The sequence below is a fragment of the Aeromonas sp. 603404 genome (genome assembly GCF_049171775.1).
GTDB classification, from domain to species: Bacteria; Pseudomonadota; Gammaproteobacteria; order Enterobacterales; family Aeromonadaceae; genus Aeromonas; species Aeromonas veronii_A.
The window spans coordinates 160199-177865 of record NZ_JAAKPE010000006.1; the positions used below are offsets into that span (position 1 = coordinate 160199).

Annotated in this window: 16 protein-coding genes; 7 read left to right on the plus strand and 9 right to left on the minus strand. The window is 59.9% G+C overall.

What is annotated here, in order from left to right; all coding sequences use genetic code 11:
- Positions 1–39 precede the first annotated feature (39 nt).
- Both G5306_RS10750 and G5306_RS10755 read right to left on the minus strand, forming a co-directional pair.
- Positions 40–762: a MarC family NAAT transporter gene (locus tag G5306_RS10750; RefSeq protein WP_421312853.1), complete on the minus strand. Its 723-nt coding sequence runs from the start codon at positions 760–762 to the stop codon at positions 40–42.
- Positions 763–906: 144 nt separating this feature from the next.
- Positions 907–2226, minus strand: coding sequence for an MFS transporter (locus G5306_RS10755; protein WP_421312854.1), 1320 nt, complete (start codon positions 2224–2226; stop codon positions 907–909).
- 166 nt (positions 2227–2392) lie between these two features.
- Between G5306_RS10755 and G5306_RS10760 the strand changes: the two genes are divergently transcribed.
- Entirely contained in the window at positions 2393–3073 is a 681-nt protein-coding gene (locus G5306_RS10760; protein ID WP_421172712.1) for an ATP-binding protein, read from the plus strand.
- Here the strand turns inward: G5306_RS10760 and G5306_RS10765 are convergent.
- Genes G5306_RS10765 through G5306_RS10785 form a run of 5 tightly spaced genes read right to left on the minus strand, consistent with a single transcriptional unit; the run spans position 3070 to position 9556 of the window.
- Positions 3070–4272 (minus strand): HD-GYP domain-containing protein, encoded by a 1203-nt coding sequence (locus G5306_RS10765; protein WP_216952761.1) that lies wholly within the window; start codon positions 4270–4272, stop codon positions 3070–3072. The genes G5306_RS10760 and G5306_RS10765 overlap by 4 nt on opposite strands.
- A complete protein-coding gene (locus G5306_RS10770; RefSeq protein WP_216952762.1) occupies positions 4211–6877 on the minus strand; it encodes a response regulator in 2667 nt (888 codons plus the stop codon). The genes G5306_RS10765 and G5306_RS10770 overlap by 62 nt, the downstream gene beginning before the upstream one ends.
- Positions 6878–7942 (minus strand): ATP-binding SpoIIE family protein phosphatase, encoded by a 1065-nt coding sequence (locus tag G5306_RS10775; RefSeq protein WP_216952763.1) that lies wholly within the window; start codon positions 7940–7942, stop codon positions 6878–6880.
- 6 nt (positions 7943–7948) lie between these two features.
- The gene (locus G5306_RS10780) at positions 7949–8320 is read right to left on the minus strand and encodes an anti-anti-sigma factor (RefSeq protein ID WP_216954502.1); all 372 of its coding nucleotides are present in this window, start codon (positions 8318–8320) and stop codon (positions 7949–7951) included.
- A 15-nt stretch (positions 8321–8335) separates the two neighbouring features.
- Entirely contained in the window at positions 8336–9556 is a 1221-nt protein-coding gene (locus tag G5306_RS10785) for a PAS domain-containing protein (RefSeq protein ID WP_216952764.1), read from the minus strand.
- 290 nt (positions 9557–9846) lie between these two features.
- On the opposite strand from G5306_RS10785, the gene G5306_RS10790 reads away from it, so the two are divergent.
- Complete coding sequence (locus tag G5306_RS10790) at positions 9847–9993, plus strand: hypothetical protein (RefSeq protein WP_302055900.1); 147 nt, start codon at positions 9847–9849, stop codon at positions 9991–9993.
- Between the two features lie 100 nt (positions 9994–10093).
- On the opposite strand, the gene G5306_RS10795 is transcribed toward G5306_RS10790, so the two are convergent.
- Positions 10094–10357, minus strand: coding sequence for a hypothetical protein (locus G5306_RS10795; protein ID WP_042658108.1), 264 nt, complete (start codon positions 10355–10357; stop codon positions 10094–10096).
- 169 nt (positions 10358–10526) lie between these two features.
- Here G5306_RS10795 and G5306_RS10800 point away from each other — a divergent pair, with 169 nt between their 5' ends.
- The 5 genes from G5306_RS10800 to G5306_RS10820 all read left to right on the plus strand — a co-directional run bounded on the left by G5306_RS10800 (position 10527) and on the right by G5306_RS10820 (position 16633).
- Positions 10527–11348, plus strand: a complete 822-nt coding sequence (locus tag G5306_RS10800; protein ID WP_201937502.1) for an HDOD domain-containing protein — start codon at positions 10527–10529, stop codon at positions 11346–11348.
- 130 nt (positions 11349–11478) lie between these two features.
- Complete coding sequence (locus G5306_RS10805) at positions 11479–11988, plus strand: GNAT family N-acetyltransferase (protein ID WP_421172677.1); 510 nt, start codon at positions 11479–11481, stop codon at positions 11986–11988.
- Positions 11989–12190: 202 nt separating this feature from the next.
- Positions 12191–13543, plus strand: a complete 1353-nt coding sequence (locus G5306_RS10810) for an alpha-glucosidase/alpha-galactosidase (protein ID WP_421172679.1) — start codon at positions 12191–12193, stop codon at positions 13541–13543.
- Between the two features lie 44 nt (positions 13544–13587).
- Positions 13588–14988, plus strand: a complete 1401-nt coding sequence (gene melB, locus G5306_RS10815) for a melibiose:sodium transporter MelB (RefSeq protein WP_216952768.1) — start codon at positions 13588–13590, stop codon at positions 14986–14988.
- Between the two features lie 58 nt (positions 14989–15046).
- On the plus strand, positions 15047–16633 hold the full coding sequence (locus tag G5306_RS10820) for a hypothetical protein (RefSeq protein WP_216952769.1): 1587 nt from the start codon (positions 15047–15049) through the stop codon (positions 16631–16633).
- A gap of 51 nt (positions 16634–16684) precedes the next feature.
- Here G5306_RS10820 and melR read toward each other — a convergent pair whose 3' ends face one another.
- A complete protein-coding gene (gene melR, locus G5306_RS10825) occupies positions 16685–17605 on the minus strand; it encodes a transcriptional regulator MelR (RefSeq protein WP_421172683.1) in 921 nt (306 codons plus the stop codon).
- Between the last annotated feature and the right edge of the window lie 62 nt (positions 17606–17667).

Here is a 17667-nt window from a genome sequence, read left to right on the forward strand (position 1 = left end):
AGATCAGTGCAGATCGTCAGGGACTTTTTGATACCGTTTTCAATCAGGGCTGACGGGCTTTTGCGGCAACTGATCAAACGCGCCGGAAGCCTGCGGTAGCGCCGGTGCGGTTTGCACGGCCTGGCCACCGTGGAAGACCGGATCCTGTGCCACTTCCTTGATGCCGTTGATGCAAAACTGCATACCCATGCAGACCAGCAGGAAGCCCATGATGCGGGTCATGGCATCGATGCCGGTGGCGCCAAGGATCTTGCAGACCGGATCCGCCAGCTTCAATACTCCCCAGCTGATCAGGCTCATCAGGGCAAACGCAGTGACCATGGCGCCATAGATGGTGAGGCGGTTGTACTCGTCAGGCAGCTCGGCAATCTGGGCTGCCCCGCTTATTACCAGCGCCATGGTGCCCGGCCCGCACATGCTGGGCATGGTGAGTGGTACGAAGGCGATGCTCTGGTTGATATCGACCCCGCTCTGCTGGCTGGGGGCGGGGAACAGCATGCGAAAGCCGATAAAGCCGATGATGAGCCCCCCGGCCAGGCGCAAACCCGGAATGGAGATACCGAACAGATCCAGAATCGAGGATCCGATAAAGAAAGTGATGCAGAGGGTGCAGAACAGATAGATGGCCGCCATATTGACCTGACGTCGCACATGTTCGCGCGACATCCCCTTGCTCAGCCCCAGCAGCAGGGTGGCCGTGGTAGGCGGATTGACCATGGGCAGCAACGCCAGCAAAGCGAGAAATACGACCTGAAAGAACATGTTGAGCCTCGGATAGCAGGGATGAATGGGAATACCTTGATCCAGGTGGTCACCTGACTCAAGAGGGAGGCTATCTTATGCTGGCGAAACTGAACATAAGCAGTACAAAAAAGCCCCGGCAGATACCGGGGCTTGTTGTTCGGGTCAGGCCGCTTGCGGTGCTTGCTGCTGCCGGATGGCCCGTTGCTGGAACCAGAGCCAAAGACCGATGGCGAAACCCAGCACCGACAGGCTCACCACATAGTGGGAGGGGGCCAGCATGTCGCTCTTCATCCATAGGGTCACCGCCATCGGGGTGAGGCCGCCGAAGATGGCGTAGGCCACGTTGTAGGAGAATGACAGACCGGAGAAACGCACCACCGGCGGGAAGGCGTTGACCATCACGTAAGGCACGGCGCCGACAATCCCGACCGCAAAGCCTGCCAGCATGTAGAGCGGCACCAGCTGGCTCGTACCGGCCGCCAGACCGTGATAGAAGGCGTAGCTGGAGCCCGCCAGCAGCAGGGAGCCGAACATGAAGGTGAGACCGCTGCCCAGCAGGTCGATCAGTCGACCATAAACGATGCAGCCGAGGGTCAGGGCCACGATCGCCAGCGAGTTGGCGGTCAGGGCGTCCGCCGGGCTGATGCCATAGACCTTCTGCAGATAGGTCGGGGTCATCAGGATCACCACCACGATACCGGCGGAGAGCAGCCAGGTGAGCAGCATGGAGACCACCACGCTGCTCTTGTGGTTGCGCAGCACCGACTTGAGGGGCAGCTCGTCAGCCAGGGTCTTGTTGGCCTTCATCTCGGCGAAAACCGGGGTCTCGTGCAACCAGCGACGCAGGTACATGGCGACGATGCCGAAGATACCGCCCAGCAGGAAGGGCACTCGCCAGCCCCAGTCACTCACTTCGGCCGGGGTCAGGCTCTTGTTGACCGCAGTGGCGATGAAGGAGCCGAGCAGGATGCCGGCCGTCAATCCCGCCGTGAGCGTACCGCAGGCGACCCCGACCCGACGGGCAGGAACGTGCTCGGCGACAAATACCCAGGCGCCCGGCACTTCACCGCCGATGGCGGCGCCTTGCAGGATCCGCAATCCCAGCAGGGCGATGGGGGCGCCGATGCCGAGCACTGCATAGGTGGGTAGCAGACCGATCAACAGGGTCGGCAGCGCCATCATGATGATGCTGAGGGTGAACATCCGCTTGCGACCGATGAGATCGCCAAAGTGGGCCATAATGATGCCGCCGAGCGGGCGGGCCAGATAACCGGCGGCGAAGATGCCGAAGGTCTGGAACTGGCGCAACCACTCGGGAATATCTGCCGGGAAGAACAGCTCGCCGATGACCACGGCGAAAAAGACGAAGATGATGAAGTCGTAAAACTCCAGCGCACCGCCGAGGGCAGCCAGACTCAGGGTTTTGTAATCCTGTCGATTGAGGGGGCGGGCGTGATCGTGTTGTTGTGTGGTCGTGGTCATATCCGTATGTTTCCCATCGGTTTTTTTAGTTATTGTCACCCCGTGCAAGGGGCATATACAGGTGATCGAGAGTATGCTGCCTGCCTCTTGTGTGTAAATCGCGCAATTCGCAACACTGTCTTGCATCTTTTTGGGGCAATCCGAATGCCCCGCTGGCGGAGGAATGATGGAAAAGAAACGGGTACTGCTCTCCTGGAGCAGCGGCAAGGATTGCGCATGGGCTCTGCATCAGTTGCGGCAGGATCCCGCCATCGAGGTGGTGGGGCTGTTTACCACCCTCAATCAGGCATTCGAGCGGGTGGCGATGCACGGGGTGCGCAAGCAGCTGTTGACCGAACAGGCCGCCTGCGTCGGGCTGCCCCTCATCACCATCGATCTGCCCTGGCCCTGCAGCAACGAGGATTACGCCCGCATCATGACCGGCTTTATCGCCGATGTGGTGGCACAGGGGATCCGCCATATGGCCTTTGGCGACTTGTTCCTTGAGGATGTGCGCGCCTACCGTGAAAAGCAGCTGGCAGGCACCGGCATCGAACCACTGTTCCCGCTGTGGGGCAGCAATACCCGTGAACTGGCGTCGCAGATGGTGGCCGCTGGGTTGAAGGCGCGGATCAGTGCTCTCGACCCGAACAAGTTGGATGCCAGCCTGGGTGGCCACGATTTTGACGAGGCACTGCTGGCGGCGCAGCCGGCGGGGGTCGATCCGTGCGGCGAGAACGGCGAGTTTCACACTCTGGCCTATGATGGCCCCATGTTTCTGCGCCCGCTGGCGATCTGCACGGGGAAGACGGTGGAGCGCGATGGTTTCATTTTCACTGACTTGTTGCCTGCTGATTCCAGCACCTAGTCGAGTTTGGCCTCCTGATCGCTCTTGTCGTCGTTGTAGCGCAGCGCGATCTCGTGAAATTGCACGTGGATGTGAGCGAAGGCATCCGTGATGTCGGGATCAAAATGGTTGCCCCTTCCCGCCAAAATGATGGGCACCACCTCTGCATGGGTCATGGCTGCCTTGTAACACCGCTTGCTGATCAAGGCATCGTACACATCTGCTAGCGCCATCAGTCGGGCCGAGAGGGGAATCTCATCTCCTATCAGACCGTAGGGGTAGCCGGTGCCATCCCACTTCTCGTGGTGGTAGCAGGCGATCTCCTTGGCCAGTCTCAGAAATTCCACCTCTACCCCCAGTGCCTCCTCGGCGTGGACTATGGCCTCCTTGCCAAGGGTGGAGTGGTGCTTCATCTGGGCGAACTCATCTTCATCGAGTTTGCCAGGTTTGAGCAGGATCCGGTCCGGTACGCCGACTTTGCCGATATCGTGCAGGGGGGCCGACTTGAACAGCAGCTCTATTGTCTTGGGGGTCAGCTCGGCACGAAAGCGAGGGTGCTCGCAGAGAGTTTCCGCCAATAGCTTCACATAATGCTGGGTGCGCAGAATGTGGTTGCCGGTCTCGTTGTCCCGGGTTTCGGCCAGAGAGGCGAGGGAGTGGATGGTGATGTTCTGGATCAGCTCGTTTTCTCGGGTGCGTCGTTCCACCTCCTGCTCCAGATAGGCATTTTGGTCATGTAGCAGATCCCGTGCCGCCTTCAGCTCAAGGTGGTTTCTGACGCGGGCCAGCACGATGGCGGGGGAGATCGGCTTGTGAATATAGTCCACGGCGCCGAGAGCCAGTCCATGTGCCTCGGCGCTCTCCTCTACCTTGGCAGTCAGAAAAATCACCGGAATATGCCGTGCCTGCGGCATCTCCTGCAGTGCCTGCATCACCTGATAACCATCCATCCCGGGCATCACGACATCAAGCAGGATCAAATCTACCCGGGAGTCTGATGACAGTATCTCCAGTGCCCGCTGGCCACTGATGGCGACCTTGACCCGGTATTGTGGGCTGAGCAAGGCGCTGAGCAATGAGAGGTTTTCAGGGGTGTCATCGACCACCAGCAGGGTGGGCTTGGTATCGGGATCCAGCAGGTTGAGCATGGTGGTGCCCTCACTCTTGGTTGAACAGATCGGGCCTGAGGGCCCGGACTCGTTGCAGATGTGCAAGTGCATCCGTAAAACGGAAGCCGGTAATGGCGTCAGCCATCCTGGATGCCGTCTCTCCCAGCACTCTCGTCAGCTGCTGCTGATGCTGCTGGAACAGGGTCAGAGCTCCGGCATCATCTTCCGCCAGCAGCCGGATCAGCTGCGCCAGCAGGGGCGCCAGGTCGACTTGTTCTTGCTCCGGCAGGTCGGCTGTGGTCTGGGTGGGTAGCAGGGCCTGTAGGCCATCGCTCAGTTGCTGCTGCATCTGCAGCCCCTGTTCCGCCAGTGGAAGCAGGCTGGTGGTGTCATCCCCCCGGGAGAGTGCACTCTCCAGCCTGGCCGAGATACCCCGCAGTGGTTCGGCGCCCAGAGTGGCGGTAATCCCCTTGAGGGTATGGGCCTGACGATGGGCCTCCTCCCGGTCGTTCTTCTGCAGGGCGGCGATCAGGCTCTGCATGGGCCGGGTGCCCTGTTGGGCAAATCGTTGCAGCAGATCCTGATACCACCCCCAGTTGTACATCAGCCGTTGCAGGGCGGCTTCGGCATTGAGTCCGAGCGCTCTTAACTGAGGCTGCAATGGCTGGTGCTGTGGTGAAGGTGCGCTCTTGGGTATTGCATCGGTTTCAACGCTGAAGGCAGGGGCCCAGCACTGCAGTGCGGCATAAAGCTTGTCGGGGTCGATGGGCTTGGCGATGTGGTCATCCATACCGGCCGCCAGACAGCGTTCCCGGTCACCGGCCATGACATTGGCCGTCATGGCGAGGATCGGAGTGTGGTGCCCTTCGCTCTCTTGCTGGCGCAACTGACGGGTGGCAGTCAGTCCATCCATCACCGGCATCTGCATGTCCATCAGGATCAGGTCGTATGGTTGTTGCGCAGCCATTTCCAGAGCAATGGCACCATTGGCAGCAATGCTGACGTCGATGCCCGCCGCTCGCAGCAGTTCCATGGCCACCTGCTGATTCAGCTCGTTGTCTTCTGCCAGCAGTATACGGAGTCCCTCGAAGCGATAGTTGTGGGTAGGCTGGGTGGGCTTCAAGGCAGTCGCCGTGGTTTGCTGGCCGAACAGCCCAATGATGGTATCAAACAACACAGAGGCACAGACTGGTTTGACCAGCACCCTATCAAAGCCGGCGGCCTCTGCTTCGCGAAAAATCTCTTCCCGCCCATAACCTGTCACCATGACCCGATAAAGCCGCTTGCCAAGGCCGCGGGCGATGAGGCGGCGCCCCGTCTCTATGCCATCCAGCCCGGGCATGTGCCAATCCAGCAGCACCACCTCGTAGGCGTTACCTTCCTGCTCGGCACAGGCGATCATCTGCAGCCCTTGCTGACCCGATTCGGCGGTGTCGACCACGAAACTCATGCTGCGCAGCAGGGCAGCCAGTATGGTGCGGGCGCTGGCACTGTCGTCGACCACCAGTATGCGGCGGCCACGCAGATCCAGACTTGGCAGATAGCGTGAGCGGTATCTGCCGCGGCCGAGTCGGGCAGTAAACCAGAAAGTGCTTCCCTTGCCCGGTTCGCTCTGCACGCCGACCTCCCCTCCCATCAGTGCCGCCAGTTCGCGGGAGATGGCGAGCCCGAGGCCGGTGCCGCCGTATTTGCGGGTGGTGGAGCTGTCCGCCTGCTGGAAAGACTGGAACAGCCGTTGCTGCTGCTCCTGGCTCATGCCGATCCCCGTGTCCTGCACCGAGCAGTGCAACAGCACCTCTTGCGGTCGTTTCTCCAGACAAGTGACCTTGACCAGTATCTCCCCCTGCTCGGTGAATTTGACTGCGTTGTTGGCGTAGTTGATCAGGATCTGGCCGAGCCGCAGGGGATCGCCATAGAGCAGGGTGTCTAGCTGGTGATCGACCTCGAACAGCAGTTCTATGCCTTTGGCTTCGGCCTTCTCGCCCACCAGGGTTGCCAGATTTTCCAGCACATGGTCGAGATCGAACTCGATCTGCTCCAGATCCAGCTTGCCCGCCTCGATCTTGGAGAAGTCGAGGATATCGTTGATGATGCCGAGCAGGTGATGGGCCGAGCGCTGGATCTTGCCCAGATAATCAGCCTGCTGCGAGTCGAGGCGTGTTTGCAGGGCGAGGTGGGCCATACCCAGAATGGCGTTCATCGGGGTGCGGATTTCATGGCTCATGTTGGCGAGAAAATCGCTTTTGGCCCGGGTTGCGCTTTCTGCCAGCTCATAGGCCTGCTCCAGCTCCTGATTCTTGGTCTGCATCACGGCGAACAGCTCATCCCGGGTCGGTTCAGCGAACTGCTGCTGCATCTGCAACAGCAGAGCGTCATCGGGCCAGTGTGGCAGGTGGCATACCAGAGCGATGGCGGTGTCAGCATGAGGAACCAGCCGGATGCTGCCATGGGTTGCACCGGGTGCGTTGTGCTGCAGTGGCTCGTCGGCCGAGAGGGAGACCCACAGCTCCCGCGTATTGCTCTCCAGCCAAAGCTGGAGTTGCAGTGAGTCGATGGTTGCCGTCAGCTGGCGCACCAGCTCCGAGGTGGTACCCGCCAGCGGCGCCACGAAGGTGGGGCTCTTGTCGATGCAGGTGAGCACCTGGATCACCTTGCGTCTGGCGGTGAGGGCTGCCGTCGGGCCAGAGAGCCTGATATCACCGATCAGCTGCCGCATCTAGCGCTCCTTCTCTGGTTGTACCCGCAGCACAATACAGCTCGCATCGTCGGTGCTGCGCCCACTATGGTCTATGACTTGACGGGCCAGAATGACGGGATCAGCCCCCAGATCCAGTGCGCCGTCACGCAGGTTGAGTGACTCGCTGATGCCATCCGAATAGAGCATCAGCACATCCCCCGGCTTGATGGGCTGCCGTTGCAGCAAGGGGGTGGGGAAGCGCTCCCCCAGCACCCCATCACGGGAGATACCGCGCCAGAGGTCATGGCCGCGCAGACAGATGCGGGTGTTGCCGATGCCGGCGTAGCTCAGTTCACCCCGTTCACTGTTGACCAGGGCTATGCCAGCGGCCGCTCCCCGGGTACCGATGCAGTGTTGGTGCAACAGCTGCAGCAGAGGTGCCGGCTCCTGTTCAGGGGTGTTTTGCAGCGCCTCTTGCAGTATCAGTGCCAGCTTGTTGGCCGAGGAGCCGTGGCCGCTGACATCGATCAGTACCAGCAAGACGCCGTCGGATGTGGGCCGGATAAAGACCAGATCGCCGGAGACCTTTTCCGGATAACAGGGTCTGTTTTCGCTAGCCCAAACCAGTGTCAGACCTGCCTGCCCCCATTGTTGGGTGGGCGTGATGAGACGTGGGACCGAGGGTACAGAACCCAGCCATTTGCGCGCCTGCACCAGGGTGCCCCCTTCCGGCGGTGTGCTGATGGTGAGCTCTGACATCATGCGCCGCACGCCGGGCAGTCCCAGTCCCAGGGTGCCGGAAGTGCTGTAGTGATCCTGCAGGGCCTGATAGACATCCGATATGCCGGGCCCTTTGTCACGGGCGATGATGTCGATGCAGGATCTCCCCTTCGGGTGATGGAGCATCAGGGTGATCTCCCCCTGCCCGGCGTATTTCAGGATATTGCTGCCAAGTTCGGAGACCACGGTGGAGAGCATGGCGCGATCCACGTCGGATAGGTTGGCGATAAATGGGAGCCGACGAACCGACATCACAGCCAGGTGCAGATCGATATCGTGGCGTAGCGGATAGCTGGCCTCCCGGGTCGCATGCTCTTGTATCATGGCGGTTTACTCCTCGCCCTGGAGGCGGCTGACATGGGCAAAAGCGTCGTCCATGTCGATGAAGCAGCGCAGTGGCCCGGGCTGTGCCTCGGCTAGCGCCAGAAATGCGGCGATCCCGGCATTTAGCCCTACCAGCAGGCAGGTGGCACCCAACAGACGGCACACCTCGGCAAGTTTGCAAACCTGTCTGAATTCATGGTGATCCAGTAGCATGACGCCGGAGAAGTCGAGCAAGACTGCATGGTGACGCCCGTGTACCAGTCGCTGGGAGAGGGCCTGCATCAGCATCTGCATGCCGTCGTCTCCGAGATCGGGGCGCATGCTGACTACTATGCAGTCGGCCATATCGGCGATGCCAAGATCGTTGTTGAGCTGCATGGTCATTGCCGCGACCTAGAGGGCTGAGCCAACCCGTTTGAGCGCTATTTCGAAGGCGTCTCTCAGGGTCGCTGTGGTACGGACGTCACCGACCGACACCCCCAGCTCCACCATGGTACGGGCAATGGCGGGGGAGACTCCCGAGATGATGGCTTCACAGCCCATAAACTGGGTCGCCTTGGTGATCTTGATCAGCTGGTTGGCGACGCCAGTGTCCACGGTGGCGACTCCGGCAATATCCAGCACAAAGACCCGGGCGCGGGTTTCGGCAATCTTGGTGAGCGACTTGTTCATCACGTCGGCAGTGCGCATGGAGTCGATGATCCCAACCAGTGGCAGCAGCAGGATCCCGTCCCAGATAGGGGTGACAGGGGTCGACATCTCTTGCAGAGACTTGTGCAGCTCCTCGCGCACTCTGGCGGCCTCTTCCGCTTCCACCATCGCCTGTTTGAGCTGGCGGTGCTGCTCCACCTGCGCCGTGATGTCGGTGGCAAACTTGACGATTTTACTGGGCTTGCCGTTCAGATCCAGCACGGGGTTGTAGGAGCCCTGGATCCATACCTCCTGTCCCTGCTTGTTCAGGCGGCAGAATTCGCCAGCCAGAAACTCGCCCCGGCGCAGCGTGTCCCAGAAGGCGAGGTAATCCGCCGACTGGGCGTAGTCTGGGTCAACCAGCAGCCTGTGGTGTTGCCCTTTCAGCTCTTCCAGCTGGTAACCCACTATGTCGAGAAAGCGTGGATTGGCATCCAGTATGGTGCCCTCCAGCGAAAACTCGACCTTGCCCATGACCCGGCTCAGCGCATTGAGCTGGCCCTCGAAGCTGGCCGTGAGCTGCTTCTGCCCGGTCAGATCCATGGCGTACAGAGTCATACGAGATAGTTGTCCATTGTCATCCAGAACCGGGCTGCAGGCTCCACGGATCCAGACATCCCGTCCCGGCTTGTCCAGCAGGTGAAGCTCGTCCTCCTGCGAGGAGCCGCTGCGCAGTGCGGCCTGAAAGGTGTCATGTGTGGCGGATTGCACCTGGTCCGGGGAGAGCAGCATGCCGTAGTGCTTGCCGGAGAGCTCATCTAGCGTGTAGCCCATGAGGCTCAGAAATCGCGGGTTGGCATCAAGGATCTGCCCCTCTGGCGAGAGTTCGAGCCGTACCAGCACCTGATCGAGGGTGTCTATCCCGGCATGATGAGTGGAAGGGGCCGAACCTGTGGTATTGGAAGAGGAAGTGTGCGCGTCCATGGCATCTCCAGAGAGAGTCGTTGATTTTGATATCAATAGCGGGTGTTAAGCAGTTATAGCCCACTCTGGCTCTTCCAGCCGATATCTAGGGTCAAAACAGGCTTGTCATATCCTGGTTGGTGGAGGCTTATCCCGGGCGGATAAAATGGGGGGCTAGCCACCAAGACCGAGACCGTGAGCCAGATCCTGCAGCAGACCATGAATATTCCGGCCGACCAGCTCAATCCGGTGATCTTCGCCGGTGGCCAGCGGGGCAGAACACCAAGGTGCAGTGGCTCAAGGATAAGCCGATGACGCTCTTCTACGGTGATATCAAGGCGGCGCAGGAGGTCGGCATTCGCGGCATTCGGCTGCTGCGGGCCGCCAACTCCAGCTATCGACCACTGCCGTTGGCAGGGGCGCTGGGGGAAGAGGTGGTCATCAACTCCCAGTTCTGATCCGGAGCGGATCCATACAACAAGGGCGGGGCCATTGGCGCCCGCCCTTCTGTTTTGAAGGAGTCATGCAAAGGCGTAGCGCCTTGGTCAGCTCCGGTTATCAGTCAGCCCACGGCATCTCGGGCAGGCTGTCGAGGAATTCGCCGTAGCGGGTCAGATTGAAGGGGCCCTGATCGGCCTCCATCGCCATCAGCTCGGCCCCTAGGGCGCAGGCGATATATTGCAACGCCTCTTCCCGCGGGGTGCCCTTCATCACCAGCCGCATCAGGGTCGCCTTCACATGGGGAGGGTGACCATCGTTGAGCTGGTTCTCCACCATCTCCAGCAGCGTCTCTTCGTCAAAAAATTCCTGAGTGTCGTTCATGGGATATCCGCAACAGTGAATGTGGCGGCCAGTATAGCCTGAATGTGACTAACACCTTGAATGGCCAGCGAATAAACAATCCGATGAGGAGGCCATTTGTTACCCATAATTAGGAAGAGTTTGCCAAGGCAAACAGGTTGGAACACAGATAACATGGATGGATACGCCTATGCCCACGATAGATTCCCTGCTGGCCGAGCCCAAGCTACTGCCCCAGATCCCGGAAGTGATGCGCGATTTGATCCAGACCTTCAATGAAAAGGATCCGGATCTGCTGAAGATCAGCAAGTTGATCAACAAGGACCCTGTCATCTCCGCCAAGTTGCTGCGGCTGGCCAACTCGGCCAAATTCGGCAGCAGTCGTCAGATCGGCACCGTCAATGAAGCCGCGGTGCGGCTTGGACTGGCGATGGTGCGCAACATGGTGCTGGCCTGCGGGCTCACCGAATCGGTCAAGGCCGTGCCCGGCATTGATCTCAAACATTTCTGGGGCTGCGTCTTCAACGTGGCTGAACTGGCCCGCCGTCTGGCGGTGAAGAAAGGGATGAAGGGAGATGAGGTTTTTACCTGCGCTCTGCTGCACGATCTTGGCCGGCTGGTGATGCACGTGGGGCTGCCTGAAAACACTGTCCACCACATTCACGATCTGGAGCTGCACAAGGGGCGGGCCAAGGCAGAAGAGCTGGTGGTTGGCTTCAACTATGCCCAGGTCGGGGCGGCCATGGCTCGTTACTGGAAGTTTCCCGATACCATCAGCAATGCGGTGGAGTATCACTACAATCCCATGCTGGCCAAGGTATTTTCCGCCGAGGCCGGGTTGATCCATCTGGCCATTGTGCTGGCGGCCCAGTCCGATGTGGGGGAAGAGGCGCCCCCTGAGTGGCCCCACAAGGTGGCAGATGCGTTGGGGCTGAGCTGGGCCGATTGCGCTGCCCAGTTCACTGCGCTGCGCGAGCAGGGCAACGGCTATGCCGGACTGCTGGCCGCCTGAGCCCGTTTCTCCCATCTCGTCAGGGGTCGCACTGCGGCCCCTTTTGTATGAGTGATGGTGCCACAGGCTTGCCAGCCCGGGAGTGACGGGGCACTCTTTGCCCTTCACTTTCCGTTTGAGAGCCCTTGCCATGATTGCCTCCTCCCGCCTGATCCTGCGCGAAATGATCGCCACCGACGCCCCCTTCATCCTTGAGCTGCTCAATGACGGTGACTTCTATCGCTACATCGGTGATCGGGGCATTCGCACCCTCGAACAGGCGCAGGAGTATATCCAGCAGGGGCCGGCAGTCAGCTATGCCCGCTATGGTCACGGGCTCTATCTGGTGGAGCGCAAGGATGACGGTGCCAGCCTCGGTATCTGCGGTCTGATCAAACGCGATACCCTGGAGCAGGTCGATATCGGTTACGCCTTCCTGCCGCAATATCGTGGCCAGGGCTACGCCATTGAAGCGGCGCAGGCCGCCCTTGCCGATGGCAAAAGCCGGTTGGGGATCGGGCAGGTAGTTGCCATCGTCACTCCGGGCAACGAGCGATCCATCGGCCTGCTGGCCAAGCTGGGGCTGGTGCACAGTCGACTGGTCAAATTGAGCGAAGATGCCGATGAGTGCCTGCTGCTCGAATCCGGGGTAACGGAGTAACGTTCCGGCTGTCTGCGAGCCGGTCGATGCCAGGAGAAGGGAGTCCCACTTTCGGGAACAAGTGTCCCGTTTCCTAAGATCTTGTCAGCCAGCCCATCAAAAATGAGTTTTTGGGAGTCTCTGTTCCGTAAGCGAGACGCACCTGACGGGACCAGCCCTGCATAGTAGGCACACTGGTTTCACCGTCATTGGAGCAATGGACATGAGAACTCCCAATATCACCTTTATCGGCGCAGGCTCTACCATCTTTGTGAAGAACATCCTGGGCGATGTGTTTCACAAACCGGCCCTGAAAAATGCCAACATCTCCCTGATGGACATAGATCCACAGCGGCTTGAAGAGTCCCAGATTGTGGTGCGCAAGCTGATGGATTCCAGCGGTGCCAAGGGGCTGCTCAGTTGCCATACCGAGCTGAAACCTGCGCTGGCAGGGGCCAACTTTGTCATCGTTGCTTTCCAGATCGGCGGTTACGAGCCCTGTACCGTGACCGATTTCGAGGTGTGCAAACGCCACGGTCTCGAACAGACCATTGCCGATACGCTTGGGCCCGGCGGCATCATGCGGGCACTGCGCACCATCCCTAATCTTTGGCGGGTGTGCGAGGTAATGAGCGAGGTGTGCCCCGACGCCACCATGCTCAACTACGTCAACCCGATGGCGATGAACACCTGGGCCATGTATCAACAGTTCCCTCATATCAAGCAGGTGGGACTGTGCCACTCGGTGCAGGGAACGGCGCACGAGTTGGCCCGTGATCTCGGCATCGATCCGGCGACCTTGCGTTATCGCTGTGCCGGTATCAACCACATGGCCTTCTATTTGACCCTTGAGCATCAGCTGGAGAGCGGCGAATTCGTCAATCTCTATCCCGAGCTGCTGGCTGCCTATGAAGCGGGGACTGCCCCCAAACCCGGCCTGCACCACAACCAGCGTTGCCAGAATCTGGTGCGCTACGAGCTGTTCAAGAAGTTTGGCTACTTTGTTACCGAATCTTCCGAGCACTTTGCCGAGTACACCCCCTACTTCATCAAGCCGGGACGCCCCGATCTCATCGAGCGCTACAAGGTGCCGCTCGACGAGTATCCCAAGCGCTGCGTCGAGCAGATTGCCCGCTGGCAGGATGACCTCACTGCCTATCGTCAGGCCGAACGGGTCGAGGTGCCCGAATCGAACGAGTATGCGAGCGTCATCATCAACTCCCTCTGGAGCGGTGAGCCCAGCGTCATTTATGGCAACGTCAGAAACGACGGCCTCATTACCAACCTGCCGGATGGCTGCTGCGTGGAGGTGCCCTGTCTGGTGGATGCCAACGGCATTCAGCCCACCGCCATCGGTCGGCTGCCAACCCATCTGGCCGCCCTGATGAGCACCAACATCAACGTGCAGGCGCTGGTCACCGAGGCGATCACCGAGCGCAAGCGGGAAAGCATCTACCATGCAGCCCTGCTCGATCCCCACACGGCGGCAGTGCTTGGCATGGACGAGATCTACGCCCTGATCGACGAACTGATTGAAGCCCACCGCGGCTGGTTGCCGGAGTGGATTCACGGCTGAGCAAGAGCCCCCTGCGGGGGGCTTAACCCCCAAGGAGATAAACCATGAGCGTCTCGCTGAAAACCAAGTTGAGCTATGGCTTCGGGGCCTTCGGCAAGGATTTTGCCATCGGCATCGTCTACATGTACCTGATGTTCTACTACACGGATGTGGTGGGGGTGTCGGCTGCCTTCGTCGGCACCATCTTTCTGATTGCCAGGATTTGGGATGCGGTCAATGACCCCATCATGGGGTGGATTGTCGACAATACCCGTAGCCGTTGGGGCAAGTTCAAACCCTGGATACTGATCGGTACAGTGGTCAACTCCATCGCCCTGGTGATGGTGTTCAGTGCCCACTATTTCGAAGGGACGGCCCTGCTCGTCTATGTGGCCATCACCTACATCCTGTGGGGCATGACCTATACCCTGATGGATATACCCTTCTGGTCGCTGGTGCCAACGTTGACCATCGATAAGCACGAGCGCGAGGCACTGGTTCCCTATCCCCGCTTCTTTGCCAGTCTCTCCTGGCTTATTACCGGTGCCATCGGCCTCAAGGTAGTGGACTATTTTGGCCAGGGGGACAAGGCCCACGGTTTTCTGATGTTCACCTTCATCCTGGTCGCCTTCTTTCTTGTCTCGACCCTGGTCACCCTGCGCAATGTTAAGGAGCGCTACAGCTCGGCCGCGACCCCCACTGTCAGTCAGCAGCGCACCACCATCATGGATTCGGTCAAGCTTATTTTCCGCAACGATCAGCTCACCAGCGTGCTGTTTATGGCGCTCTGCTACAACGTGGCGAACAACACCATCACCGCCTTCGCCATCTACTACTTTACCTATGTGATTGGTCAGGAGTCCCTCTTTCCCAGCTTCATGATGTACGGGGGCATCGCCAACCTGATCACCCTGATGATCTTCCCGCGGCTGGCCCGCTTCATCTCGCGGCGGGTGCTCTGGGCGTTGGCCTCACTCTGCCCCATAACGAGCTGCCTGATGCTGATGTATATCGGTTTCATTGCTCCCCAGAATGTCGCGCTGATCATCCTCTCCGGCATCCTGCTCCACATAGGTACCGCCCTGTTCTGGGTGCTACAGGTGATCATGGTCGCCGACACGGTCGACTATGGCGAGTACAAGCTTGGCACCCGCAACGAGAGCATCGCTTACTCGGTGCAGACCATGGTGGTCAAGGCTGGCTCGGCCTTCGCCGGCTTCTTCATCGGTGTCATGTTGACTCTGGTCGGTTATGTCCCCAATGCGGTGCAGAGTGCCGAAACCCTCTTCGGCATGCAGGCCATCATGGTGGTGCTGCCGGCCATCTTCTTTGCCCTGACCCTGTTTGTTTACTTCCGCTTCTACAAGCTCAACGGCCACTACCAGAGCAAGGTGGTAGATCATCTGATGTGCAAATATGAATCCGAAAGTATCGAGGCCAAGCAGGCGCAGGCGGCGGCCAGCTGATCTCTTTCACCTATAACGCCGACCTTGGGGTCGGCGTTCATCATCAAAGGAGTTGAACATGGGATATCCAATGAGTCGCCGGGCCCGTCTCTCATGCGCCATGATGGCGGCAGGCATCGCTACCCTCTGTGCGCAGCCGGCGGTCGCCGCCGGAGTGGAGGCAGCATCGCAACCGGCCGTGCATCTCAGCTCTTCCAGCACCGAACTGGCGGAAGGGTTCAATTGGGCGGCCGCCAAAACGGCGCAGTTCATCATGACCGGCCAGCGTGGCGTCACCAACAAGGACGAGTACCACCCGGAGGGGGATGGCACCGGCCTGCATGACTACATCCCCTCCTACTGGGCCGGCTATTACGATCGCACGGCCTTTTACGGACGCGACTTTGCCCATCAGGTTGCCGGTGCCGAGATTGCTGGCTGGCGCGCCGAGAACTTTTCGATGTTCAAGGTGTTTGCTCGCAATGCCACCGACGCGCGCAAGTGGTATACCCTCTGGGCCTTCAACTTTGATGGCTCTCCCCACACCATCGACTACAAGGACGACAGCTGGTTCGTGCGCGAGGTGCCCGCCCAGTTCGAGTTGGTGGAGAAGGCTTACCACGCCTACCTCTGGAGCGGCGATCGCCGCTATATCGAGGATCCCGAGCTGTGGTCCTTTTACGGCAAGGTGCTGACCGACTTCATCGCGCTGCATGATGAGCAGCACCCCAACGGGATCGCCGAGGGCAAGGGAGGTATTTTCCAGGGATCCTGCACCTACAACGAGCGGGGCGAGCACCCGATAGAGGCAGCCGATGCCATCGGCTCCCAGTATCAGGCGACGCTGGCTTATGCCGCCATGCTGCAGGCTCGCGGTGAAAAGCGGGCGGCGCAAGTCTGGCAGCGCAAGGCGGTGCTGCTGAAGCGCTACTTCAACGAGGAGTGGAGCCGGGTTGCCGGGGATGAGCAGGGCCACTATGCCCGCATACTCGACAGCAATCTCAGCAAGCGCAACGATTTTGGCAAGGAGAACAGCTGGTTTATTCCGATGAAGCGGCTATCTGAGCCGGGGCCGCGCAATGACCGCTATCTCGACTTTATCAGCGAGATGGTGGGCGAGGGGATCGGCTCGACACCACAGGCACCCGCCAACATCGAGGCCTACACCTATCTGCCGGATACCTATTTCCCCTATCAGCGCAACGAGGAGGCGTGGCGCTGGATGCGCTACATTCTGGCCAAGCGAAATCTCCCCCATGAGCGGCCTAGTCAGGGCACCAATGGCGACTATCCGGAGATCTCCTTTACGCTGGTGTCGCAGACCGTGGAGGGGATGATGGGGGTTGAGCCGGATGCGGCCGCGCACCGGGTGGCAACCCTGTCCCGATTGCCCGCTTTCATCGACTGGGTAGCCATCGAGCAACTGCCGGTCGGGGCCCACCGGTTGTCACTGCGCCATGAGGGCGTTACCGCCAGCAAGTTGGGCAACACGGGGCCGCGCGCGCTGTTCTGGGAGGCCCGCTTCCCGGGCAACCACGGATTCCTGCTGGTGGATGGCAAGCTGCGCAAGGCGCGTATGCAGCGCCTCAACGGAGTCACTGTGAGTGCGGTCGAGGTGACTGTGCCGCCGGGTGGACGAGTGAATGTATCGGTACCGTCCCGCTAAGCGGTGAGAGATTGAGTCAGGGGGGCGTGAGCCCCTTTTTTATTTGGGAATTTACTGCGAAGAGTTGGCCCGTTCCCGACTCAGTTGGCGGTAGCGACTCGGTGTCAGCCCCAGATAACGCTGGAAGGTCTCATAGAAGCGGCTGCTGGAGTTGAAACCTGCCGTCAGTGCGACATCGAGGATGGTGCGGTCGGTATCGCTGAGCAGGGCTCTGGCATGGTTGATCCGCATCGCGGTGACGTACTGCTTGATGCTCATCTGCATCACCTTCTGAAACAGCCCCATGGCGTAGTTGGGGTGCAACCCAACATGATCGGCCAGCTCCCTGGTGGTGAGCGGGGCATCATGGTGGGCGGCAATGTATTCGAGCATCTGCTGCACATGGAACTGGGAGTGTTTTGAGGCACCCGTCGTCGTCCCCTGATTGCTGTGGTTGGCGAGCAGGCGGCTCCAGCCATCCAGCCCTAGGCGCCGCAACATCAGGCAGATCTCGTCGGCAACCAGTTGCTGACGGCCAGGGTCATCCATCCGGCTCTCCGTGACCCAGCGGGTCAGTTCAAACTCGCTCACCAGCATGGCTGATCGCGACTGCAGTACGCCGCCATGGGTGACCTGATTCAGCAGCTCCCGATTGATGGGCCAGGAGAGAAACAGATGGATCGGTATATTGATGAGGCCCATCTGCGAGCAGTGGCCGATACGGGTCAGCTGATGGGGGATGGCCGCCCAGAACAACCCTGCATGCCCTGCCGCCAGGGTAAAGGATTGGCCATTCATGGTGTACTCCACATCACCATCGAACGGGATGTTGACTTCCACCTGGCCATGCCAGTGGTAACCGGCCATCTCGTGGGGAGCCCGCAGTTCCACATCGATCGCCTCATAAACGGAGTAGAGCGAGAGGGGGCTGCTTAGCCCCTCATCGGTCTCGTGCACGCTGGAAAAGTAGGGGCGTTCAAGCTTCGTCATCATGCAGGCATCGTTATCAGGTGGATTGAAGAGACCCTGTTTGTATCACCATTCCGAGTCTCTGC